This window comes from Streptomyces sp. Pv4-95 (assembly GCF_045782725.1).
GTDB lineage: Bacteria > Actinomycetota > Actinomycetes > Streptomycetales > Streptomycetaceae > Streptomyces.
Genome location: NZ_CP127172.1, coordinates 2,652,935 through 2,676,057 on the forward strand (window position 1 = coordinate 2,652,935; position 23,123 = coordinate 2,676,057).

At 70.6% G+C, this 23,123-nt stretch carries 22 protein-coding genes and 1 riboswitch; of the genes, 10 read left to right on the forward strand and 12 right to left on the reverse strand.

All coding sequences use genetic code 11. From position 1 onward, the window contains the following. Nucleotides 1-40 precede the first annotated feature (40 nt). From QOM21_RS11625 to QOM21_RS11640, 4 genes are all read left to right on the forward strand, one after another. Complete coding sequence (locus tag QOM21_RS11625; RefSeq protein WP_407549842.1) at nucleotides 41-739, forward strand: N-acetylmuramoyl-L-alanine amidase; 699 nt, start codon at nucleotides 41-43, stop codon at nucleotides 737-739. Between the two features lie 356 nt (nucleotides 740-1,095). After that, complete coding sequence (locus QOM21_RS11630) at nucleotides 1,096-1,650, forward strand: hypothetical protein (RefSeq protein WP_407549843.1); 555 nt, start codon at nucleotides 1,096-1,098, stop codon at nucleotides 1,648-1,650. A gap of 123 nt (nucleotides 1,651-1,773) precedes the next feature. Then, nucleotides 1,774-2,247, forward strand: a complete 474-nt coding sequence (locus QOM21_RS11635; protein ID WP_407549844.1) for a carboxymuconolactone decarboxylase family protein — start codon at nucleotides 1,774-1,776, stop codon at nucleotides 2,245-2,247. Between the two features lie 149 nt (nucleotides 2,248-2,396). Further along, nucleotides 2,397-2,684, forward strand: coding sequence for a hypothetical protein (locus QOM21_RS11640; protein ID WP_407549845.1), 288 nt, complete (start codon nucleotides 2,397-2,399; stop codon nucleotides 2,682-2,684). Here the strand turns inward: QOM21_RS11640 and QOM21_RS11645 are convergent. Next, nucleotides 2,677-3,846 (reverse strand): cysteine desulfurase family protein, encoded by a 1,170-nt coding sequence (locus QOM21_RS11645; protein WP_407555635.1) that lies wholly within the window; start codon nucleotides 3,844-3,846, stop codon nucleotides 2,677-2,679. The genes QOM21_RS11640 and QOM21_RS11645 overlap by 8 nt on opposite strands. A 145-nt stretch (nucleotides 3,847-3,991) precedes the next feature. Between QOM21_RS11645 and QOM21_RS11650 the strand changes: the two genes are divergently transcribed. Then, nucleotides 3,992-4,822, forward strand: a complete 831-nt coding sequence (locus tag QOM21_RS11650; protein ID WP_407549846.1) for an alpha/beta fold hydrolase — start codon at nucleotides 3,992-3,994, stop codon at nucleotides 4,820-4,822. A gap of 49 nt (nucleotides 4,823-4,871) precedes the next feature. On the opposite strand, the gene QOM21_RS11655 is transcribed toward QOM21_RS11650, so the two are convergent. Then, nucleotides 4,872-5,720 carry a thioesterase family protein gene (locus QOM21_RS11655; RefSeq protein WP_407549847.1) on the reverse strand — a complete coding sequence of 283 codons (849 nt, stop codon included), beginning with the start codon at nucleotides 5,718-5,720 and terminating at the stop codon, nucleotides 4,872-4,874. Nucleotides 5,721-5,859: 139 nt separating this feature from the next. Between QOM21_RS11655 and QOM21_RS11660 the strand changes: the two genes are divergently transcribed. Continuing rightward, nucleotides 5,860-6,492 carry a trimeric intracellular cation channel family protein gene (locus tag QOM21_RS11660; protein ID WP_407549848.1) on the forward strand — a complete coding sequence of 211 codons (633 nt, stop codon included), beginning with the start codon at nucleotides 5,860-5,862 and terminating at the stop codon, nucleotides 6,490-6,492. 19 nt (nucleotides 6,493-6,511) lie between these two features. Here QOM21_RS11660 and QOM21_RS11665 read toward each other — a convergent pair whose 3' ends face one another. From QOM21_RS11665 to QOM21_RS11705, 9 genes are all read right to left on the reverse strand, one after another. Next, nucleotides 6,512-7,921 carry a M1 family metallopeptidase gene (locus tag QOM21_RS11665; RefSeq protein WP_407549849.1) on the reverse strand — a complete coding sequence of 470 codons (1,410 nt, stop codon included), beginning with the start codon at nucleotides 7,919-7,921 and terminating at the stop codon, nucleotides 6,512-6,514. A 136-nt stretch (nucleotides 7,922-8,057) separates the two neighbouring features. Then, nucleotides 8,058-9,089, reverse strand: coding sequence for an ABC transporter ATP-binding protein (locus tag QOM21_RS11670; protein ID WP_407555636.1), 1,032 nt, complete (start codon nucleotides 9,087-9,089; stop codon nucleotides 8,058-8,060). Between the two features lie 113 nt (nucleotides 9,090-9,202). Next, nucleotides 9,203-10,291 carry an ABC transporter ATP-binding protein gene (locus QOM21_RS11675; RefSeq protein WP_407555637.1) on the reverse strand — a complete coding sequence of 363 codons (1,089 nt, stop codon included), beginning with the start codon at nucleotides 10,289-10,291 and terminating at the stop codon, nucleotides 9,203-9,205. A 41-nt stretch (nucleotides 10,292-10,332) separates the two neighbouring features. Continuing rightward, nucleotides 10,333-11,343: an ABC transporter permease gene (locus QOM21_RS11680; protein ID WP_407549850.1), complete on the reverse strand. Its 1,011-nt coding sequence runs from the start codon at nucleotides 11,341-11,343 to the stop codon at nucleotides 10,333-10,335. 78 nt (nucleotides 11,344-11,421) lie between these two features. Beyond that, a complete protein-coding gene (locus QOM21_RS11685; protein ID WP_407549851.1) occupies nucleotides 11,422-13,173 on the reverse strand; it encodes an ABC transporter substrate-binding protein in 1,752 nt (583 codons plus the stop codon). 81 nt (nucleotides 13,174-13,254) lie between these two features. Next, on the reverse strand, nucleotides 13,255-14,253 hold the full coding sequence (locus QOM21_RS11690; protein WP_407549852.1) for an ABC transporter permease: 999 nt from the start codon (nucleotides 14,251-14,253) through the stop codon (nucleotides 13,255-13,257). A 380-nt stretch (nucleotides 14,254-14,633) separates the two neighbouring features. Next, complete coding sequence (locus tag QOM21_RS11695) at nucleotides 14,634-15,437, reverse strand: enhanced serine sensitivity protein SseB C-terminal domain-containing protein (protein ID WP_407549853.1); 804 nt, start codon at nucleotides 15,435-15,437, stop codon at nucleotides 14,634-14,636. Nucleotides 15,438-15,497: 60 nt separating this feature from the next. Beyond that, nucleotides 15,498-16,295: an enhanced serine sensitivity protein SseB gene (locus QOM21_RS11700; RefSeq protein WP_407549854.1), complete on the reverse strand. Its 798-nt coding sequence runs from the start codon at nucleotides 16,293-16,295 to the stop codon at nucleotides 15,498-15,500. 179 nt (nucleotides 16,296-16,474) lie between these two features. Then, nucleotides 16,475-17,179 (reverse strand): AAA family ATPase, encoded by a 705-nt coding sequence (locus QOM21_RS11705; protein ID WP_407549855.1) that lies wholly within the window; start codon nucleotides 17,177-17,179, stop codon nucleotides 16,475-16,477. 228 nt (nucleotides 17,180-17,407) lie between these two features. Beyond that, a riboswitch (glycine riboswitch) is annotated at nucleotides 17,408-17,502 on the forward strand. A 150-nt stretch (nucleotides 17,503-17,652) separates the two neighbouring features. On the opposite strand from QOM21_RS11705, the gene gcvT reads away from it, so the two are divergent. From gcvT to QOM21_RS11725, 4 genes are all read left to right on the forward strand, one after another. After that, complete coding sequence (gene gcvT, locus QOM21_RS11710; protein WP_407549856.1) at nucleotides 17,653-18,780, forward strand: glycine cleavage system aminomethyltransferase GcvT; 1,128 nt, start codon at nucleotides 17,653-17,655, stop codon at nucleotides 18,778-18,780. Nucleotides 18,781-18,889: 109 nt separating this feature from the next. Continuing rightward, complete coding sequence (gene gcvH / locus QOM21_RS11715; protein WP_407549857.1) at nucleotides 18,890-19,267, forward strand: glycine cleavage system protein GcvH; 378 nt, start codon at nucleotides 18,890-18,892, stop codon at nucleotides 19,265-19,267. Nucleotides 19,268-19,377: 110 nt separating this feature from the next. Further along, nucleotides 19,378-20,637: a serine hydroxymethyltransferase gene (gene glyA / locus QOM21_RS11720; RefSeq protein ID WP_407549858.1), complete on the forward strand. Its 1,260-nt coding sequence runs from the start codon at nucleotides 19,378-19,380 to the stop codon at nucleotides 20,635-20,637. A 469-nt stretch (nucleotides 20,638-21,106) separates the two neighbouring features. Then, nucleotides 21,107-22,489, forward strand: a complete 1,383-nt coding sequence (locus QOM21_RS11725) for an L-serine ammonia-lyase (RefSeq protein WP_407549859.1) — start codon at nucleotides 21,107-21,109, stop codon at nucleotides 22,487-22,489. A gap of 37 nt (nucleotides 22,490-22,526) precedes the next feature. On the opposite strand, the gene QOM21_RS11730 is transcribed toward QOM21_RS11725, so the two are convergent. Then, a complete protein-coding gene (locus QOM21_RS11730; protein ID WP_407549860.1) occupies nucleotides 22,527-23,036 on the reverse strand; it encodes a hypothetical protein in 510 nt (169 codons plus the stop codon). Nucleotides 23,037-23,123 lie beyond the last annotated feature (87 nt).

The following is a 23,123-nucleotide window of genomic DNA, read 5'->3' on the forward strand; positions in this document are numbered from 1 at the left end:
CTCCAGGGTAGACGGAACCAGCGACAGGCCCGAAAGCGTTATGCAACGCATGGGGAAGACCGAGGGTGAGGGGGACCGGCCCGCGATCACGCGCAGGCGTGCGCTGTGGATCGGGGGCGGCGGCCTGGTCGCCGCGGGCGCGGCGGCATACGGCGGGCGCGCGGAGCTGGCGCGCTGGTGGTGGCGCCTCCCGGGCAACAGCAAACCGCGCAAGGCCGGCGAGGTGGACTACCGCGGCGCCCAGTGGGTGGAGGCATCCCCGGCGAACTGGCGGTTCGCGGACCGCCCCGATGACTACGAGGTCGACAGGGTGGTCATCCATGTCGTGCAGGGCAGCTTCGCGACGGCGCTGAAGGTCTTCCAGGACCCGCTGCACGGCGCGGCCGCCCACTACGTCGTGCGCAAGGACGGGCATGTGGCGCAGCAGGTCAGGGAGCTGGACGTGGCGTTCCACGCCGGCAACCGCGGCTACAACGAACGCAGCGTCGGCATCGAGCACGAGGGCTTCGTGGACCGCCCGGAGTCCTTCACGGCCGCCATGTACGCCTCATCGGCGCGGCTGACGGCCGCCATCTGCCGGCGCTACGGCCTCCCGGCCGACCGCGAGCACATCGTCGGCCATGTGGAAGTCCCCGGCACCGACCACACCGACCCCGGGCCGCACTGGGACTGGAACCGCTACCTCCGCCTCGTGCGGGCCGAGCTGCGCCGCGCCCCCACGCCCAAGCCGAGCGCGTAGGAGATCGGTCACATACGCATGCACCTCCGCCGCGCCGGCTCCCCGTGCCCGAGCGCCTCAGTCGCCGGGCGACGGGGGCAGCTGGCAGGAGGTGTCGGCGAGACCGCGGAATTCGGGCACCGATCCGGCGGCTCAGAGCCTGCCGGTCGTGCGCACCCCTGTCGTGCGTGGCTCTGACCGATGCGCGGAGGGAGGCCGTCGGCCCGGCACCGGGCCCCCGGCTGTGACGCACGCCCTGTCCCCGCTCCAGCGGCGGCCATACGCTGGCCTGCCCCGCTGCCGGGGCGTACGAGTGCGCGCGACCGGCTCACGGTCGGGAATCGGAGCCATGACCGGCACGCGCGAAGGACGGCCCCTTGTCCAGTGACCTCTCGCCCGTCATTGCCGCCTGCGCCCGCTGGCTGCTGACGGCGTTCCCGCCCGCGACCGGCTCGCTGAGCCACGCCCTCGCCGAGGCCCAGGCGCGGCAGGCGGCCACCATCGCCGCCGCCCTGCGCTACCCCACCGCAATGGACGCCGAACTGCTGAACCTTGTCGGCCCCGGCGGCTCCGACCGGCTGGACTCCGTCACCGGCACCGGCACCGGCACCGGCACCGATGCCCACCCCCGGGACACGGCCGAGTACGCCTGGCGCACCTGGGTGGACGAGACCGTCGTCAGCTGGGCTGCCTGCCTGCTGTCCGACCAAGCTCTCGCCGTCACGGCGACGGCATGCCTGGCAGGCACCCGCCACGGCGTCGAGTCCGTGGGCGACGCGCGCCGGCTGACGATCCCCGGCCCGCGCGATCACCATGCCGCGCCGCTGCTGCGCCACCCCGACCTCCTCGCCCCGATCGCGGACCTCCACCGCGACGCCCTGCTCGGCCTCCTGGACGCCGGCCCGGCCACCGCCTCACCGGAACCGACGTGACCGGCCGAAGCGGCTCCCCCACAGGACACCACATGTGATGCAGGTCACATTCCTTCCTGTCACATCGTTCCGATCAGCTCCGTCAAAGGTGTGTCACCACGAAATACGACGGAGGAACTCACCATGGACGCTCGCTTGAACCTCTTCGGCAACCCGGTCGCCGGCAAGTTCCTGAAGCACATCAACTCGGCGGGCAAGGTCATATCGGACTCGACGCTGCCGGACGCGACGGAGGAACTGGTCAAGCTCCGCGCCAGCCAGATCAACGGCTGCGGCTTCTGCACCGACATGCACAGCAAGGACGCCGCTGCCGCCGGGGAGACGTCCGTGCGTCTCCACCTGGTCGCGGCATGGCGGGAGGCCACGGTCTTCACCGAGGCCGAGCGCGCCGCGCTGGAGCTGACGGAGCAGGGCACCCGCATCGCCGACGCCGCCGGTGGTGTCACGGACGAGGCATGGGCGAACGCCGCCAAGCACTACGACGAGGAACAGCTCGCCGCCCTGGTGTCGCTCATCGCCCTCATCAACGTCTACAACCGCGTGAACGTCATCGTCCAGCAGCCCGCCGGCGACTACCAGCCCGGCCAGTTCGGATAACCACAGACACCTCGCGCGGCGACACCGTCTCGCGAGGGCAGCACGCCCCGGGCACCTCCCAACGAGGCCCGGGGCGCTGCTTTTCGGCACGAACCGGCGCCCGTCCGTGAGTTCGGCCCGCGGGCTGGAACCTGCGTCAGACCCGGGAAGTGGGGGCCCTGCTGCTGGGCGGGCGCACGGATGAGCACTTCGCCGACGTCTGGACCTCGCCCGCGGCCGCGGAGCGGATGCCCGAGGTCACCGCCTTCATGAACGCGGTGCCCAAGCCCGTGGTGGCGGGCAGCGGCCCGGTCACGCCCTGGGAGGGCACCCGCGTCATCGACGGCAGCGACCTGAACGCCGAGGTCGCCCGGCTCCGGGCCGCATCCGACGGCGACATCGCCATCTTCATCCCCCTGCGGTACCGACCACCGGTCTCCCGGACGGGCGCTAGCTGAGTCCCGCGCTGCGCGCGCGCTCCACGACCGGCCCGATGGCCTCCGCGAGCGCCGCGACATCCTGCGCGGTGGAGGTGTGCCCCAGCGAGAAGCGCAGGGTGCCGCGCGCCAGGTCCTGGGACATCCCCGTGGCCAGGAGGACATGGCTGGGCTGGGCGACTCCGGCCGTGCACGCGGAGCCCGTCGAGCAGGCGATGCCCTGGGCGTCCAGCAGCAGGAGCAGCGAGTCGCCCTCACAGCCGGGGAAGGAGAAGTGGGCGTTGGCGGGGAGGCGGCCCGCGGGGTCCGGGTCGCCGCCGAGGACGGCGTCCGGGGCCGCGGCGCGGACCGCCTTGACCAGGTCGTCGCGCAGCGCGCCGATGTCGCGGGCGAAGTCCTCGCGGTGCGCGACGGCGTGCCGCCCCGCGGCGGCGAAGGCGGCGATGGCGGGGGTGTCGAGGGTGCCGGAGCGTACGTGGCGCTCCTGGCCGCCGCCGTGCAGCACCGGAACGGGGGCGTACTCACGGCCCAGGAGCAGCGCGCCGATGCCGTACGGCCCGCCGATCTTGTGCGCGGAGACCGTCATCGCGGCCAGTTCCGAGGCAGCGAAGTCGATCTCCAGCTGGCCGAACGCCTGGACCGCGTCGGCGTGCAGCGGGACGTCGAACTCCTTGGCCACCCGGGCGAGTTCATGGACCGGCTGGATCGTGCCGATCTCGTTGTTGGCCCACATGACGGTGGCGAGCGCGACATCGTCCGGGTTGCGGTCGATGGCCGCGCGCAGCGCGTCGGGGTGCACCCGGCCGTAGGTGTCGACCGGCAGCCACTCCACCTGGGCGCCCTCGTGCTCCGCGAGCCATTCCACGGCGTCCAGGACGGCGTGGTGCTCGACGGGGCTGGCCAGGACGCGGGTACGGGCCGGGTCGGCGTCCCGGCGGGACCAGTACAGCCCCTTGACCGCGAGGTTGTCGGCCTCGGTGCCGCCCGCGGTGAAGACGACTTCGCTCGGGCGGGCGCCCAGTGAGGAGGCGAGGGACTCCCGCGCCTCCTCGACGGTGCGCCGAGCCCGCCGGCCGGCGGCGTGCAGGGAGGACGCATTGCCGGTGACGGTCAGCTGGGCGGTCATCGCCTGCACCGCCTCCGGAAGCATCGGAGTGGTGGCGGCGTGGTCGAGGTAAACCATGGTGCGCACGATTCTACGAGCAGGCGCCACGGGCTTCGGGGGCGCATCTCCGGCGCGCGGAGGCGCCGGGCCCGGCGGCGGGCGAACCGACTCCCTTCCGCGGTTCCCGTCGACATGAACGTAAGGAGTGTCTAGCCTTACACTCATGACACGCTGGCTTCTGGACCGCTCCTTCCACAGCTCCTCCGGCGAGGTGCGCTGGGCCGCGCTCGGCAAGGCACGCCCCGGCACCCCGCCGGTCGTCCTGCTGCACGGCACGCCGTTCTCGTCGTACGTCTGGCGCGACATCGCCACCGCCCTCGCCGCGCGCCACCAGGTGTTCGTCTGGGACATGCCGGGCTACGGCGCCTCGGAGATGCGGGAGGGGCAGGACGTCTCGCTCGCCGCGCAGGCCCGGGTCTTCGGCGAACTGCTGGCGCACTGGGACCTGAGCGAACCCGCCGTCGTCGCCCATGACTTCGGCGGCTGCGTGGCACTGCGGGCACATCTGCTGCACGGCGCGAAGTACGCACGGCTGGCACTCGTCGACCCGGTGGCACTGGCCCCCTGGGGCTCGCCCACCTACCGGCTGCTGGGCGCGCACCCCGAGGTCTTCGGGCAGCTGCCACCGGACCTGCACCGGGCGCTGGTGCACACGTACATCTCCTCCGCGAGCCACCCGGGCCTGCACCCGGCGGTCCTGGACCGGCTGGCCGACGACTGGTGCACGGAGGAGGGCCGGCCGGCGTTCTACCGGCAGATCCAGCAGAACGACCAGCGGTTCACCGACGAGATCGAGGGCCGCTACGGCGAGCTCGACCTGCCGACGCTGATCTGCTGGGGCGCGCAGGACAGTTGGATCCCGGCCGCCAAGGGCGAGCAGCTGGCCGCCGCCGTCCCGGGTGCGCGGCTGCGGCTGATCGAGGGGGCCGGGCATCTGGTCCAGGAGGACGCCCCGGCCCAACTCACCGCGGAGCTGGCGGAGTTCCTCGGGTGAGCGCCCCGGGCCCGGCGCCTGGCCGGCCCGGCTTCCCGACGCGGGAGACTCAGCCCTCCAGCAGGGCGCGCGCCAGCTGACGGGACTGCGCGACGAGATGATCCTCGGAGTCCCAGACCTCGGCGTCCTCCTCCAGGAAGCCGCCGGCCAGATTGCGGGTGGTGATCGCGACCCGCAGCGGTCCCGGCGCGGGGCGGCGACGGATGTGCGCGGTCAGCTCGACGGTGGGGACCCAGCCGGAGAGCCCTATCTCGAAGGCGGTCGGCGGCAGTGCGTCGACGGTCAGCAGGAGGGACAGCGGATCGGGCTCACGGCCGTCGGCGAGGCCGAACCACGCGCGCATCTCCCCCTTGCCGGAGGGGGCGCCGACGGCCCAGCCGGCGGTCGTCGGGTCCAGGCGGAGGGTGAGCCGCTCGGCGATGGCCGTGCTGCCCGGGATGGCCGGCTTCCCGTCGGGGGCGCTGTCGGTGCCCAGGCAGTGCTCGTAGGGCGGGATGGCCGGCGGCTTGGCGGTGGTGCGGACGTCGTCGGGCAGCGCATCGAGGTCGCCGTAGGCGGCGAGCACCCGCATCCGCTCGACCTCGGTGCCGTCCTCGGCGAACTGGACGAGGGTGGCGGTGCCGGTCGACATGGTGCGGCCGGAGCGGACGCTCTCGGTGCGGATGACGGCGGGCCCGGGGACCGAGGCCGTCAGGTAGTGCGCGGTGACCGAGAAGGGGTCCGGGTGCGGGAGGGCGTCGCCCAGCGCACGGCCCATGAGGGCCAGGAGATAGCCGCCGTTGACCGCCTGGATGATCGTCCACCCGGCGGAGAGCTCCGCGTCGTAGACGCCCTCGGCCCTGCGCGTGACCGCCGTATCGCGGTCGAACTCACTCTTACCTATGGTCACCAATGCCATGACGTGCACGCTACACCGGATGGTTACTGACCGGTAGTGTCAAATTTGAACGCTCACCTTCGGCGCCGCGTCCGCGCTCCGCCCGATCGGCCGGGCACGCGCCGACGGCGGCGGCCGCGCGGCCTGAGAACATGGCGCCATGCTTCACGTGCTCTATCTGGTCGGCGTCGCGGCGTTCGCGGCGAGCGGCGTGCTGGCCGCCTACCGCGCCAACATGGACCCGTTCGGCGGGCTGGTGCTCGCCTTCGCCGCGTCCATCTCCGGCGGCACGCTGCGCGATCTGATCCTCGACCGGCAGCCGCTGTACTGGACGCACGACTGGGTGCTGCTGACAGTGATCATCTGCGTCGGCGTCGGCACCATCGCCTACCTGCGCTTTTGGACACTGCCGGTCAAGTCGCTGCTCGTCGTCGACGCGGTCGGCCTGTCCGTCGTCACGGTGATCGGGGCGCGCGCCGCCATCGAGGCGGACGCCACCCCGCTTGCCGTGATCATCCTGGCGGTGCTGACCGGCGTCGCCGGCGAGGTCATCCGCGATGTGCTGTGCGGGGAGTTCCCGCCGCTGCTGCTGCGCGAGGACGTCTACGCGATCGCCGCACTGGCCGGCGGCTGCTGCTACCTGGGGCTGCACCACCTCGGCACGGGCGCCACCCCCGCCGCGGCGATCTCGGCGGGGGTGGTCTTCGCACTGCGGATGGCGGCCGTCTACTTCGGCGTCCACCTGCCCCGGCCGCAGTCGCTCGGCGGCCGCGGCCGGCCGGACTCCGACTGACGCCGGGTCCGGACCGCCGCTACTCGCCCGGCAGCGCCGGCTTGCCCGTGGTGTTCAGCCAGGTGTCGAAGAGATCGTCCAACTGCTGCCCGGAGATCTTCTCGGCGAGCGCGATGAACTGCGCGGTCCGCGCGTTGCCGTAGCGGTGCTGCGCGGTCCAGGCCGGCAGCAGCTCGAAGAACGCCTTGTCACCGATCCGCTCGCGCAGCACCTGCAGCGTCATCGCACCCCGGTCATAGACCGGGCCGGAGAACATGGTGTCCCGCTGCGGGTCGCCGACCTTCACCTGCCAGAAGTCATCGTCGGCCGGGACGTCCCGGTACTCCTCGCGGAGGGCGTCGTGGGCGCTCCGGGTGCCCTTGTGCTCGGCCCACAGCCACTGCGCGTAGCGGGAGAAGCCCTCGTTGAGCCAGATGTTCTTCCACTGCTCGACGGAGACCGAGTCGCCGAACCACTGGTGGGCCAGCTCGTGGACGATGGTGGTCTCGTTGCGCACCGCCGAGTAGACCGGCTTGGACTGCACCTCCAGCGAGAAGCCCGCCTGCGGCATGTCGTCGACGATCGCGCCGGTCTCCTCGAAGGGGTACGGGCCGAAGACCTCGGACCAGTAGTCGGTGGCCTCGGAGGTGATGCCGTAGACATCGACCTTGCCGGTGGGCAGCGTCGGGTCGGTGGCGACGTAGATCGGGACACCGCCCGGGGTGGTGCCCGTACGCACATCGAACCTGCCGATGGTGGCGGTGGCGAGATACGTCGCCATCGGGCGCTTCTCCCGCCAGTGGGCGTACGAGCGGCCGTGCGCCTCACCGGAGCTGATGAGGCGGCCGTTCGAGACACCGGTGAGGCCCTTGGGGGCGTCGATGCGGATATCGAACGTCGCCTTGTCGCCGGGGTGGTCGCTGGAGGGGAACCACGTCGAGGCGGCGTTCGGCTCACAGGCGACGAAGACACCGTCCTTGGTCTTCATCCAGCCGTAGTCGGAGCCGGAGATGATCGGGCCGCCGAGCGGCTTGGGGACACCGCCGTAGGAGACGGTGACCGTGAAGCGGTGGCCGCGGGGCAGCCGGGAGTCCGGCCGGATCCTTAACTCGTCGCCGGAGCGGCTGAACCCGGCGCGGTGGCCGTTCACCCGGACCGAGTCGACCGTCAGCTTCTGCAGATCGAGGTCGAAGGAGGAGAGGTTCTCGGTGGCCCTGGCGGTCAGCGTGGTGCGGCCGGTGAGGCGGCCGCTGTCCGGGTCGTAGCTGACACCCAGGTCGTAGTGGAGGGCGTCGAAACCGCCGTTGCCCAGTTGCGGGAAGTAGGGGTCGCCGGCCCCCGGGGCGCCGGCCGAGGCGCCCGGCCCGGCGGCGATGGTGGCGGCCGAGGCCACCGCCGTGGCGAGCGCGAGCCAGCGGGAAGTGCGACGCACAGAGCGGGAGAATGCCATGAGCCGTCCCTTCGAACACACGGATGATGTCTGAACAACCGCGCCGACTCTGCACTCTCCCGCCCGCGGTGGGCCCGGGACTTTGCCAATTCCTCAGTAGTTGATGATCATTTGGTGGCTCCGGGGGTGGCTCCGGCTACTTCTCCGGCACTGCGGTCGCCGGTGCTCCGGGAGCCCCGCCGCCACCGGACCCGGCCTCCGGTGCGTTCTCCGGGTGGTGACAGGCCACCTGGTGACCGGTCCTGAGCGCCACCAACGGCGGCTCGGTGGTCGCGCACACCTCCGTCGCCTTCCAGCAGCGGGTGCGGAACCGGCAGCCGGAGGGCGGGTTGATCGGCGACGGCACATCGCCCTTGAGCAGGATCCGGTCGCGCTGGGTCCGCCGCTTGGGGTCGGGCACCGGCACCGCGGAGAGCAGCGCCTTGGTGTAGGGGTGCATCGGCGACTCGTAGAGCGCCTTGCGGTCGCTCAACTCCACGATCTTGCCGAGGTACATGACCGCGATGCGGTCCGACACATGGCGGATCACCGACAGGTCGTGGGCGATGATGACGTAGGTCAGGCCCAGCTCCTCCTGGAGGTCGTCCATGAGGTTGACGACCTGCGCCTGGATGGAGACGTCCAGCGCCGACACCGGCTCGTCCGCGACGACCAGCTTCGGCTTGAGCGCCAGCGCCCGTGCGATACCGATGCGCTGCCGCTGACCGCCGGAGAACTCGTGCGGATAGCGGTTGTAGTGCTCCGGGCTCAGACCCACCAGCTCCAGCAGCCGCTGCACCTCCTTCTTCACCCCACCCTCGGGCTCGACGCCCTGGAGGCGGAAGGGGGTGCCGATGATCCCGCCGATGGTGTGCCGCGGGTTCAGCGACCCGTACGGGTCCTGGAAGATCATCTGGACGTCGCGGCGCATCGGCCGCAGCTTGCCCGGGGACAGGTGGGTGATGTCCCTGCCCTCGAACTCGATGGAGCCGCCGGTCGGCTCGTCGAGCCGGGTGATCAGCCGGCCCATCGTCGACTTGCCGCAGCCGGACTCGCCGACCACACCGAGCGTCTCCCCCGGCCGGACGTCGAAGTCGATGCCGTCGACCGCCTGCACCGCACCGACCTGCCGCTTGAGCAGGCCCTTGGTGATCGGGAAGTGCCGGACCAGACCGCGCACCCGCAGCAGCGGCTCGGCGTCCGGATCCTGCGGAGCGACCCGGCGGTGGCCGTCCTGCGCGGCCTCGTCCGCAGATCCCTTCTGCAGCGGGATCTTCTTGCTCTCGTCGTCAGTCGTCTCGGTCACAGCTTCGGCGCAATCTCTTCGGTCCAGATACGCTCCCGCTCCTCCTGCGACATGTGGCAGGCGGAGAAGTGCCCGCCCTCCACCTGGCGCAGTTCGGGGCGCACCGTGCGGGTGACGTTGTCCTCGGGGACGTCCGCGTACGGGCAACGGGGATTGAAGGCACAGCCGGACGGCACATTGATCAGGCTGGGCGGCGATCCCTTCACGGGGATCAGCCGGTCGGTCTGATCGCGGTCGATCCGCGGCATCGAGCCGAGCAGACCCCAGGTGTAGGGGTGCTGCGGCGTGTAGAAGACCTTCTCCGCGGGGCCGCGCTCCACGCAGCGGCCGCCGTACATCACCAGCAGGTCGTCGGCCAGCTCGGCCACCACACCCAGGTCGTGGGTGATGATGATGACCGCCGAGCCGAACTCCTTCTGCAGATCGCGGATCAGGTCCAGGATCTGCGCCTGGACGGTGACGTCCAGGGCGGTGGTCGGCTCGTCCGCGATCAGCAGCTCGGGGTTGTTGACCAGCGCCATCGCGATCATGGCGCGCTGGCGCATACCGCCGGAGAACTGGTGCGGATGGTCGTCGACCCGCTTGTCGGGCTGCGGGATGCCGACCCGGTCGAGCATCTCGACGGCCCGGCGGCGGGCGGTCTTCTTGTCGACGTCGTGGTGGACGCGGTACGCCTCCACGATCTGCTGGCCGACGGTGTAGAAGGGGTGCAGCGCCGAGAGCGGATCCTGGAAGATCATCGCCATCTCGCGGCCGCGCAGCCGGCGCACCTCGTCCGGATCGGCGGAGACCAGCTCCTTGCCGTCCAGCCAGATCTCGCCCGACATGTCGACCTTGCTGCGCTGCCGGCGGGACGCGCGGTGCAGTCCCATGACGGCGAGGGAGGTCACCGACTTGCCGGAGCCGGACTCGCCGACGATGCCGAGCGTCCGGCCCTTCTCCAGGGTGAAGGAGAGTCCGTCGACGGACTTCACGATGCCGTCGTCGGTCGGGAAGTGCACCTTCAGGTCCCGCACTTCGAGGAAGGCGGTCGGGGTCGCGGGCTCGGTGGGTTCGGCCACCGGCTCGGCCACGGGCGTGCTCACGGCCGGTCCGGCCGTCTCGGTCTTGTCCTCGGAGGAGTCGGTCACGAGAGCCTCACCCGCGGGTCGACGGCGGCGTACAGAACGTCCACCACCAGGTTGCATATGACGATGAAGAACGCGGCGAGCAGGGTGACGCCGAGAATGTTCGGCAGGTCGTTGGCGTTGATCGCCTCGACGGCGAAGGCGCCGACTCCCTTGAGTGAGAAGACCTGTTCGGTGATCAGCGCACCGCCGAGCAGCAGGCCCAGGTCCATGCCGAAGACCGTGATGATCGGGGTGAGCGCGGCACGCAGACCGTGCCGTACGACCACCTTGCGCTCGTGCAGGCCCTTCGCGCGGGCGGTACGGATGTAGTCCTCGCTCAGCGTCTCCAGCATGCCCGCTCTGGTGAGCCGGGCGTAGAGCGCGGAGTAGAGGAACGCCAGGGTGACCCAGGGCAGGACCAGGGTCCGCGCCCAGAGGAAGGGATCCTCCATCAGCGGTACGTAGTCGCTGCGCTCGAAGATCGGCCACTGGTAGGTGAAGAGGGCCAGCGCCAGGGCGCCGGTGAAGAACATCGGGAGCGAGACGCCGGCCAGGGCGACGCCCATGGCCATCCGGTCGAAGAGCGAGCCGGGGCGCAGCGCGGAGAGCACGCCGGTGGCGACACCGGAGACGACCCACACGATGGCGGCACCGGCGGCCAGCGACAGGGTCACCGGCAGCCTGGACTGGATCTCCGGCCAGACCTCGATGTGCGTCTTGAAGGAGTAGCCGAAGCACGGCACATGGCACTTGGCCACTTCCGGCCCGAACTTGTAGTCGACGCCGACGAAAATGCCCTTGAGGAAGTCCCAGTACTGCTCGTACACGGGCTTGTCCAGGCCGAGGTTCTTCTTCACCGCCGCGATGTCCGCGGCCGTGGGGGCCTTTCCGATGTACTGCTGGGCAAGCTGGTCGGTGCTCTGCCCGGCCAGTTTCGGCAGCAGGAAGAAGATGCCGAAAGTGACCGCGCTGACGATCAGCAGCAGGATCACTGCGCTGATCAACCTGCGGATGATGTACGAGAACACGGGGATGCGGCGTCGGTGCCGCGGGCCGGTAGCGACCGGCCCGCGGACACCAATGCCTTCACCTGCCTTCCAGGGCTGCTACTTCTTGACGCCGATGTTGAGGTAGTCGTACTGACCGCTGAAGGCCGAGGTGGACACCAGGTTGGTGGCCTTGGGCGAGCGGTACAGCAGGACCTTGAAGTAGGTGAGCGGAACGATCGCCGCCTGCTCCATCATCTTCTTGTCGATCTCGGCGTACGCCTTCTCGCGCGCGGCCTTGTCGGTGTCGGCGATGGCGCTGTCGAGCAGCTTGTTGATCGCCGGGTCGTCCAGCTCGGACAGGTTGGTGTTACCGGACTGGCTGATCGCCTTGCCGTTCGCGATCTGCTGCAGGTAGCCGTAGCCGGTCGGGAAGTCCGAGCCCCACTGCATCATGATCAGGCCGACGTTGTTCTTCTTGTTGAACTTCGGCACACCCGCGTAGTCCGAGAAGTACTTGCTGCTCGGGTAGCTCTGGATCTTGGCGTTGACGCCGATCTTCTTCAGCGAGTCGATGACCGTGGTGGCCGCGTCGATCTCGTCCTGGCGGTCGTTGCGCGCCACGATCGTGGTGTCCGTCTTGCCGGCGCCGCACTTGTCCCAGTGCTTCTTGGCCTCGGTGAGGTCGAGCTTGTCCCCGTCGTACTTCTGCGGGTACAGGTCGAACTTCTGGTAGCCGTCGATGTCCGTCGGCAGGACCGTGGAGGCCACCTCACCGCGGATCGGGCCACCGAGCGAGGTCTGCACGGCCTTCTTGTCGATCGCGTACTCGACGGCCTTGCGGCACTCGACGTTGTCGAACGGCTTCACCTTGGTGTTGATGGCCGTGTAGACGACCCGCTGACCGAGGGCGTTGTCGGTGTTCGCCTTCTCGTCGGGGTCCGTCAGCAGCTGGGCCTGGGTCTGGCCGTCGACGCCGCGACCGGCGAGGTCGACATGGGTGTTGCCGGAGCGCAGGTCCTTGTCGATGGTCGACTGGGCGACCTTCATCTTCAGGACGATCTTGTCCGGCAGCTGCTTGCGCAGCGGGTCGGTCTTGGCGGACCAGTGCGGGTTGCGGACCAGGGTGAGCTGCTTGCCCTCCTGGTAGCTCTGGAACTTGTACGACCCGGAGGAGACGACGGACTTGGTGTACTCCGCGCCCTTGTCCTTGGCCCGCGGCACCGGCGCGGTCTGCGGGGCGCTCACCAGGTAGTCGAACTCGGCGAACGGCTTCTTGAGGTGGAAGACGATCGTCTGGTCGTCGGGCGTCTCGACCGACTTCAGGCCGGCCTTGTCCTTGTCCTTGAAGGGACCCTTGTAGCCGCCGTCGTTGTCCTTGAGGAACTGCTGGAAGTAGTTCGGGCCCAGCGAGAGGGTGTCACGCGCGAAGTTGCTGCGCTCGACGGCGTACTTCACGTCCTTGGACGTGATCACCGAGCCGTCGTCGTACTTGACGCCCTTGCGCAGCTTGTACGTCCAGGTCTTGCCGCCGTCGGTGGGCTTGCCCATCGACTCGGCGAGGTCCGGGGTCAGCTCGTTGCCCTTCGTGCCGGGGCCCGGCTTGAAGGTGGTGAGCGGGCGCGCGTAGAGCCGGCTGAAGTTGTAGACGAAGGCGTAGTAGGTGTTGCCCGGGTCGAACGACTCGGGGGCGTCGCTCAGCGCGTAGTTGACCGTGCCGCCCTTCGCATCGGAGGCGTTGACGATCCCCTTGGTCGCGGCGTTGGCCTCGCCGGAGCCGTTCTTGGAGTCCTTGCTCCCACTGCAGCCGGCCAGCAAAAGGCCCGCACTGGTGAGGGCCGCGATAGCCGCGACCGGAACTGACCTTCGCATGATGGTCGGTGTCCCCTTCGTTCGTCGAGAAACGTCAAACAACTGTTGAGACATCTGGGCGGTGCGGGTGCCCGGCAGGCGTCACCGGCTGCGCGGGTCCAGCGCGTCCCTCAGACCGTCACCGAGCAGGTTGAACGCCAGCACGGTGACGAAGATCGCGAGGCCGGGGACGATCATGTACTGGGGATCGACCTCGTAGTACTTGACCGCCTGGTTGAGCATGCCGCCCCAGGAAGCCTGGGGCGGCTGGATGCCGACGCCCAGGAAGCTCAGCGCCGCCTCGAAGAGGATGTTGGAGGGGATCAGCAGCGTCGAGTAGACGATGATCGGACCCACCAGGTTGGGCAGCAGCTCCCGGAAGAGGATGAACGGCCCGCGCGCACCCATGCCGCGCGCGGCGTCCACGAATTCGCGCTCGCGCAGCGACAGGGTCTGCGCCCGCACGATGCGGCCCATGTACGGCCAGTTGAAGAAGCCGATCACGAAGATCAGCACGGAGATGTGCAGCGGCAGACCCTCCAGGCCGAACGCGCCGCCCTGCAGCGAGGCGGAGATCGCGATGGCGAAGAGCAGCAGCGGGAAGGCCAGGAAGACGTCCATCATCCGGCTGATCACCGCGTCCACGCGCCCGCGGTAGAAGCCGGCGACGACACCGAGGACGGTGCCGATGGCGACCGAGAGCAGCGTCGCACCGAAGGCCACGATCAGCGACACCCACGAGCCCTCAAGAATCCGGGCGAGCAGGTCGCGGCCGAACTTGGGGTCGACGCCGAAGGGATGATCGGCGCTCATACCGCCGAAGTCGCCCTTGGGCAGAGTGGTGTTGGGGTCGATCAGCGACTGGTTCGGGCTGTTGGGGTCCAGCCCCAGCAGGCTCTGCAGGGGGCGGGAGAGCGCGGCGACCACGACAAGCAGGATGACAACGATGGCACCGGCCACCGCGACCTTGTCACGCCGGAATCTCAGCCATGCGATCTGCCCGAGCGAGCGCCCTTCGATGCGCTTGCTCGCCACGCCTTTCAGCACCGCTTCCGGCTGCGCCTCAGCAGCCGCCCCGGTGGTCTCGATCGGTGCGGTCACGGTGCTTTTGACCCCTCTCGGCCGACGGTGGCCGGCCCAATGCCCGCCGCTGTAGCGGCCTGATTCACATCACTGGTGCACGTGGTGCGGGCATCGCGAGAGTTCGCAGTGTGAAGTTTCGGAGATTCACGCGACGCCGATCTGAATGACGCTCGTACAAAGGGCCGAAGCCCTCTGTTGCGGGAGTCTTCATCCGATTCGCGATCACTCACCAGTCCTGGCGGTGAAAGGATGCGCAACTGTGATGTGCTCCACGGCCTTCCGTTATACGGACAGCCGAACCGCCTGAGCGGAATGATCAGCCCTCGCGGGCCGTCTCAACCGGGGGGCGTACACGGGCAATTCAGCCCGAAGGGCGGCGCGTCGCGGCGCCGCCGACGTCAGTAGGGACGCGGAAACCCATAGCCGTAGGAGGGCGCGGGGGCGGGCGGCTGACCCGGGGGCTGGGCGTAGCCGTCGCGGTCGAAGAAGGCGCGCGCGGAGGCCCGCATCCACATGCAGACCGGGTCGTACTCGTCGTTCATCGCGACCGTCGAGACCGGCAGGCCGTCCGGAACCGCGCCGATCGATTGCTGGATCATCAACCGCGCCGACTCCACCGCCTGTTGGCCGGTGTCGTACAGATCGAGACCGATCGCCAGATACGGGGCGCCGAGGGCGGGCTGCACCCAGGCCCGGCGCAACGACCGCACGGCGGGCGTCCGGTGGGCGTTCTGCGCCAGGAGGGCGTAGAACTGCGGGATGTCGATCACCGGCTCGGAGATCCGCAGCGGTCCGGCCGGCAGCCGGTCGAGGCCACCGGCGATACGACGCAGATCCAGCCACGGAATGCCGACGCCGCCACCTGGAGCGTGCGGATTCAGCCACAGGCCCCAGCGGTCGGGGAAGAGCGAGGCGGCGATTTCGAGGCCGGTGACGAGCTCGTGGTCGCGGTTCCAGCCGGACGCGGCCAGCTCGGGCGCCGAGGTCACACACGGCGCGTAGCCGAGGCCGTCGACCTCCATGTTTCCGTACTGCGCGTCGGGCATACCGGCCCGGCCCTGCCACAGCAGCATCCAGACCTGGCTCGCGGCGAGCGCGTGCAGCAGCGCCTCATAGGCGTCGTAGCGACCGGGCGAGATCTGTTGCAGCATCTGCTCGACCTGTCCGGCCGCGGCCGCTCCCTGATGCGCACCCGCGCTCACGTGGTCCGTCCCTTCTGTCGGCAGGGCACGTGGGGTGCGCCCGCCCGTCATCCAACCAGCTTACGAGTGCTCCCGAGAGTAGAAGGGTCGCACCCGCTGGAGCATCCAGTCGGCGACCGGGTCCCCCAGGGCGATGTCCAGCATGACGAGCTGCACGGGCCAGCGCACGGGCACCGCGCCGAGCGCACGTCCCAGGGCGGACAGAGCCGCCTCGCGGGCGGTGCCGTCCTGGAGGGCGGCGGGGGTCGCCTCGACCTGAACTCCGACGAACAGCGCGGGCGTGTCGCCCTCGACACTTGCCAGGGCACGCCGGGCAGTCAGGACAAATCCGGCTGCGGAGAACTCCAGTCCCGCGGCGGCCAGGAAGTCCACCGGCTCGTCCTGCCAGTCCGGCTCGAAGAGCCGGACCCGGCCGCCGCTCGCCGGTCCGTCGCCCTCCGTCCGCCCCACCCGGCACAATTCGGCCACCGCGGGCGGGGGCAGCGGGACGCCGACCGTGCCGTCGGGGTTGACCGCGATACCGATCAGCGGCGGCAGCCCACGGGCGAACTCCCGGGCGGGCGCGACGGTGAAGGACATATGGGAACCGACGACCCGCAGGAACTCCTGCTCGGAGCTGAAGACCGGTACATACGCCGCGCCACCGATCTCGGTGGTCGGCAGATCCAGCCCGGCGGCGCCCGGCCCCGCGCTGTCCGGGCCGCCGCCGTTGGGCAGTGGCACCCACACCCGGCTGCGTCCCAGCACCTCCACGATCCGGCCACCGGCACCCGGGTGCCCGACCGAGGCGGCCAGCACCTCTTCCAGCTCATTCGCAGGCCAGGTCAGCTGCGGTATCCCCTGCTCCGGAAAGTTCATGTACACCCACCCGTTCCAAACCGCCCTATCTGGCCAAAGACCCTAGCGGCAGGCGCGGCGGCAGCCGAAGGGGGTGGTGGGCAGTCGATCTTCGCCGGCGTGCGTGGGCGGCCCGGCGCAGAAAACCGGCCCGGCCGAGGGACCACCTCGGCCGGAGGCCACCTCAGCCGGAGGCCGCCTCAGCCGAAGCCGACGGTCTCCAGCGCGCTCGCCGCCGGCCGGTCCAGCAGCACCGCCGAGGCGAACCCCTTCGGCAGCCGGCCCGCCTCGGCCCCGCCGACCAGCCGGCCCACCGCCCTGCGGTGCCGTGCGAAGGCGTACCCGGAGACTCCGCGCCCCCGCGACTCCTGCCCGGACAGCGCCACCTCGGGCGGGACGTCGAGCAGCACCAGATGCAGCCCGCGGCCGCCTCGCCGGGCCGACCGCGCGATCCAGCGGCGCACCCACGCCAGCGTCCCGCAGTCGTGCACCACGACGCTGTCGCCGGAGCGCAGCGCGCGGCGCAGCCCCAGATAGTGCGCGGCACGGACCAGCGGGCGGTACACCCCGTACGGCAGCCGGCGGAGCCTGCCGCGCTCCCAGCGCACCCGGACGTCCTGCGAGTCGATGCGGTGCACCGCGGCGCCCCGGCCGTCCAGCACCGGCACGATGCGGTGCATGAGCGTGCTCTTGCCGCTGCCCGGCAGCCCGGAGACCACCACGAGGTCACCGGCCGGGAAGCGCATCTCGGCCACCTTGCCGGTGTGACGTGTTCCCCTCAGGTCGATCACCTCCGCGCCGCGCCCCGGCCTGACCACGGCCAGGGGCGAGCGTGCGGGCCGGGGCACCGCGGCGCCCGCGACCCCCGACGTTGTCGCGAGTGCGGCATCTTTGTGCACCGTCATCGCCCCTCCCGGTCACTAGCGGGCCCGGCCGGTGTCCGTCCCTTTCCCGAAGAGTGTCAAGAAAAGGTAATACCCATCAAGGCGATTGCCCGATCCCCCGGGCCACGGCGGCCGCCCGGGGAGGTGCGACAACCAGGACTCCTGCATCCGGCGATCCCGTGCAATGATGTCGGCGCCACTGTGCACCGCTCAGCTCACCCGTGCACAGCCAACTCCATACCGGCCGCTTGAATCCGCGCGGGAGAGTCCTCGCCGCCACGGCGGGGCGCCGAAGGAGCAAGTCCTCCCTTGAATCTCTCAGGCCCCGATACCGCGCGGGCGAGGCAGATCTGAAAAGCGAGCCACCGCCCGGCTGACGGGTGGCTCCACCCAAGGTGCAAACCGGGTCCGTTCGCGGGATCCCGGTGAACCTCTCAGGTTCCGATGACAGATGGGGAGAACGTCTTGTCACCCATGCCTGGGAGCCCAGAACCATGACTGATGCCCCTCGCCGTACCGCGCTGGATGCCACGCATCGTGCGCTCGGCGCGACCATGACCGACTTCGCCGGCTGGGACATGCCGCTGCGCTACGCCAGCGAACGCGACGAGCACGTCGCCGTCCGCACCCGGGCCGGCCTCTTCGACCTCTCCCACATGGGCGAGATCACCGTCACCGGCCCGCAGGCCGCCGATCTCCTCGACTACGCGCTGGTGGGCAACATCGGCGGCGTCAAGACCGGCCGCGCCCGCTACACCATGATCTGCGAGGCGGCCGGCGGCATCCTCGACGACCTGATCGTCTACCGGCTCGAAGACCAGAGCTACATGGTCGTCGCCAATGCCTCCAACGCCCAGGTGGTGCTCGACGCGCTGACCGAGCGCGCGTCCGGCTTCGACGCCGAGGTCCGCGACGACCGCGACGCCTACGCCCTGCTCGCCGTCCAGGGCCCGGAGTCCCCCGGCATCCTCAAGGCGCTGACGGACGCCGACCTGGACGGCCTCAAGTACTACGCGGGTCTGCCCGGCACGGTCGCCGGCGTGAGCGCGCTCATCGCCCGCACCGGCTACACCGGCGAGGACGGCTTCGAGCTGTTCGTCCGGCCCGCGGACGCGGTCGCCCTCTGGGAGGCGCTGACCGCGGCCGGCAAGGACGTCGGGCTCGTCCCGTGCGGGCTGTCCTGCCGCGACACGCTGCGCCTGGAGGCCGGCATGCCGCTGTACGGACACGAGCTGACCACCGCGACCACGCCGTTCGACGCGGGTCTCGGCCGGGTCGTGAAGTTCGAGAAGACCACCAACGGCGGTGACTTCGTGGGCCGCGCCGCCCTGGAGGAGGCCGCCCGCCGCGCCGAGGCCGCGCCACCGCGCAAGCTCGTCGGGCTGATCGCGGAGGGCCGCCGCGTCCCGCGCGCCGGCTACGCGGTCGTCGCGGCAGACGGCACGGTCATCGGCGAGGTCACCTCCGGTGCGCCGTCGCCCACGCTGGGCAAGCCGCTCGCGATCGCCTACGTCGACGCGGCGTACGCCACACCGGGCGCCGAGGGTGTCGCCGTGGACATCCGTGGAAGCCATGAGCCGTACGAGGTCGTCGCGCTTCCGTTCTACAAGCGGGAGAAGTGACGCCGGTAGCGCTCTGCCTCCGGGCAGTTGTGAAACCGGCGCGCCTCACGCGTCTCACTGTGCAAGACCCCATTCACGTTCACACCCTCGCGTACAGGAGAATCGAGCCATGAGCAACCCCCAGCAGCTGCGCTACAGCAAGGAGCACGAGTGGCTGTCGGCCGCCGACAACGGCGTCTCGACGGTCGGCATCACCGAGCACGCCGCGAACGCGCTCGGCGATGTCGTCTTCGTGCAGCTTCCCGAGGTCGGGGACACGGTCACGGCGGGCGAGACCTGCGGTGAGCTGGAGTCGACCAAGTCGGTCAGCGACCTCTACGCCCCGGTCACCGGTGAGATCACCGAGACCAACGAGGACGTCGTGAACGACCCGTCGCTGGTGAACTCCGCCCCGTTCGAGGGCGGTTGGCTGTTCAAGGTGAAGGTGAGCGGCGAGCCGGACGACCTGCTCTCGGCTGACGAGTACACCGCCTTCGCCGCCGGCTGAGCCCTCCCGGCCCGCCGACCCGGCACCCCGCCACCGACCGAGCGGAAGCTCCCCCGGAACCCGTCCGGGAGGACCGCCACCGCGCCGCCTGACCCCTCCAGGAAAGACTCATGTCGCTTCTCAACAGCTCCCTCCATGAGCTCGACCCCGACGTCGCCGCCGCCGTCGACGCCGAACTCGACCGCCAGCAGTCCACCCTCGAAATGATCGCGTCGGAGAACTTCGCTCCGCTCGCCGTCATGGAGGCCCAGGGCTCGGTCCTGACCAACAAGTACGCCGAGGGCTACCCCGGCCGCCGCTACTACGGCGGCTGCGAGCACGTCGACGTCGTCGAGCAGATCGCCATCGACCGGATCAAGGCCCTCTTCGGCGCCGAGGCCGCGAACGTCCAGCCGCACTCCGGCGCGCAGGCCAACGCCGCCGCCATGTTCGCCCTGATCAAGCCGGGCGACACCATCCTGGGGCTGAACCTCGCCCACGGCGGGCACCTCACCCACGGCATGAAGATCAACTTCTCCGGCAAGCTCTACAACGTGGTGCCCTACCACGTCGACGAGAAGAGCAACCTCGTCGACATGGAAGAGGTCGAGCGCCTCGCCAAGGAGCACCGCCCCAAGCTGATCGTCGCCGGCTGGTCCGCCTACCCGCGGCAGCTGGACTTCGCCGAGTTCCGCCGGATCGCCGACGAGGTCGGCGCCTACCTCATGGTCGACATGGCGCACTTCGCCGGCCTGGTCGCCGCGGGCCTGCACCCGAGCCCGGTGCCGCACGCCCACGTCGTCACCACGACCACGCACAAGACCCTCGGCGGTCCGCGCGGCGGCGTGATCCTGTCCACCCAGGAGCTCGCCAAGAAGATCAACTCCGCGGTCTTCCCCGGCCAGCAGGGCGGCCCGCTGGAGCACGTCATCGCCGCCAAGGCGGTCTCCTTCAAGGTCGCGGCCTCCGAGGAGTTCAAGGAGCGCCAGCAGCGCACCCTCGACGGCGCCCGCATCCTTGCCGAGCGCCTCACCCGGCCCGACGTCACCGAGGTCGGCGTCTCCGTCCTGTCCGGCGGCACCGACGTCCACCTCGTCCTGGTCGACCTGCGCAACAGCGACCTGGACGGCCAGCAGGCCGAGGACCGCCTCCACGAGGTCGGCATCACCGTCAACCGCAACGCCATCCCGAACGACCCGCGGCCCCCGATGGTCACCTCGGGCCTGCGGATCGGCACCCCGGCGCTCGCCACCCGCGGCTTCCAGGCCGAGGACTTCCGCGAGGTCGCCGACATCATCGCCGAGGCCCTCAAGCCCAGCTACGACACCGAGGCCCTCAAGGGCCGCGTCACCGCCCTCGCCGGCAAGCACCCGCTGTACCAGTCGCTGTGACGCCCCGGCCCGCGCCCGTCGCCGCCGCAGTGGCGGCGGCTGACGCGGGCCCCGGCCGTGACGCGCGACGTCGCGCACGGCGCCCCTAGGGCGCCTCACGAGCGCGGTCCCGGCCCGCCGGGAGACCGGCGGGCCGGGACGGGCGCATTCCTCGCCGGATCACGGCCGCCTCCGCCAAGGACCGGCGGGCCGGCTCCGGCGCGCCGACCGGCCCGCGTCAAAACTGTTCATTTCGCCGGATGCCGGGCGCGATCCGGTGCCCGTCATCTGTGAGACGAGGCACAGCGCAGCGGGCCGCGGCCCGCACAGAGCGCCGACAACCGCTGTTTCCCGGGGCGCCGGGCATCCGCCGCTTTCCGTCAGGCGGCAGGACCGCGCGTCCGCGTTACGCTCGTCAGTCGGCGCAGAAACGTACCTCCTGCCCCATTGCTCCACCGTCCACCACGAGCAGACAAGGGAGTCCGCCACCGTGGCCATCTCCGTCTTCGACCTCTTCTCCATCGGCATCGGCCCCTCCAGCTCCCACACCGTGGGCCCCATGCGCGCCGCCCGGATGTTCGTCGGTCGCCTCAAGAAGGACGGTCTCCTCGCGCAGACGGCCTCGGTACGCGCCGAACTCTTCGGCTCGCTCGGCGCCACCGGCCACGGCCACGGCACGCCCAAGGCCGTGCTCCTCGGCCTGGAGGGGCACTCACCCCGCTCCGTCGACGTGGAGAGCGCGGACGGCGAGGTGGAGCGGATCCGCACGACCAAGCGGCTGCGGCTGCTGGGCGCCGAGATCGGGACGGACCACGAGATCGACTTCGACGAGTCGACCGAGCTGATACTGCACCGCCGCCGCTCCCTGCCGTACCACGCCAACGGCATGACGCTCTTCGCCTACGACCAGGCCGGCGCCCCGCTCCTGGAGAAGACCTACTACTCGGTCGGCGGCGGCTTCGTCGTCGACGAGGACGCCGTCGGCGAGGACCGGATCAAGCTCGACGACACCGTCCTGAAGTACCCCTTCCGCACCGGCGACGAGCTGATGCGGCTCGCCCAGGACACCGGTCTCTCCATCGCCGCCCTGATGCTGGAGAACGAGAAGGCCTGGCGCACCGAGGAAGAGATCAACGAGGGCCTGCTGGAGATCTGGGGCGTGATGCAGGGCTGCGTCAGCCGCGGCATGTCCCGCGAGGGCATCCTGCCGGGCGGCCTCAAGGTGCGCCGCCGGGCCGCGAACTCCGCCCGCCAGCTCCGCTCCGAAGGCGATCCGCTCGCGCACGCCATGGAGTGGGTCACCCTCTACGCGATGTCGGTCAACGAGGAGAACGCGGCCGGCGGCCGGGTCGTGACCGCCCCCACCAACGGCGCGGCCGGCATCATCCCCGCCGTCCTGCACTACTACATCAACTTCGTCCCCGGCGCCGACGAGGAGGGCGTGGTCCGCTTCCTCCTCGCCGCCGGCGCCATCGGCATGCTCTTCAAGGAGAACGCCTCCATCTCCGGCGCCGAGGTCGGCTGCCAGGGCGAGGTCGGCTCGGCCTGCTCCATGGCCGCCGGCGGGCTCGCCGAGGTGCTCGGCGGCTCCCCCGAGCAGGTGGAGAACGCCGCCGAGATCGGCATGGAGCACAACCTCGGCCTGACCTGCGACCCCGTCGGCGGCCTGGTGCAGATTCCCTGCATCGAGCGCAACGGCATGGCGGCGGTCAAGGCCATCACCGCGGCACGCATGGCGCTACGCGGGGACGGCCGCCACCACGTCTCCCTCGACAAGGTCATCAAGACCATGAAGGACACCGGCGCCGACATGAGCGTCAAGTACAAGGAGACGGCGCGCGGCGGCCTCGCCGTCAACATCATCGAGTGCTGAACGCCGCGGGCAGGCGGGAGAGGCCGTCGCCGGTCGGCTATTTGCCGATCTCCCAGGCGAACGGCGGGAGTTCGCGGGCCCTGGAGTAGATCTCCAGGGCGTGGTGCGCCGGGACGAAAGGGTGGACGCGGGCGCTTTCGAGGCCGGCGAGCAGGCGCGCGCAGTGGTGGACGCAGCCTGCCACCTCCCCGCCGTGGCACTCGACGATCGTCGCGGCGTCGTGCGGTCCTTCGCACGGCGTCGGGTCCTTGGCCGCGGCGGCCGCGCAGCGGCCCTGCGGGGTGCGCGCTTCGGGCCCCTGCGCCGGGGTACCCGGGTGCTTCGGCCCGTGGCGTGAGGGGTGCGGTGGGGGTTTCGTCGGCAGTGGTGCCGGGTGGGCTATCGGTGGGTCCGTCGGGCCGTTGCGAGGCTGTTCCATCGTGCCGTCCCCCTTGGTGGTGCCGCCTGCGGTGGTGACGCCGTACAGGTGCGTGCAGGGACGGATCGCCGCTGCCGACGGTGTGCCCGCGGCGGCCTCCCCCTCACCCAGGTGAGTGCTGCTCGGCACGGGAGGAGTCCATGCCGCCTTGGCCAAGTCGTGGACCGATCGTCACCGATTCATGGGCCGCGGCCGCCGGCCGCGCACGGCGGGTGT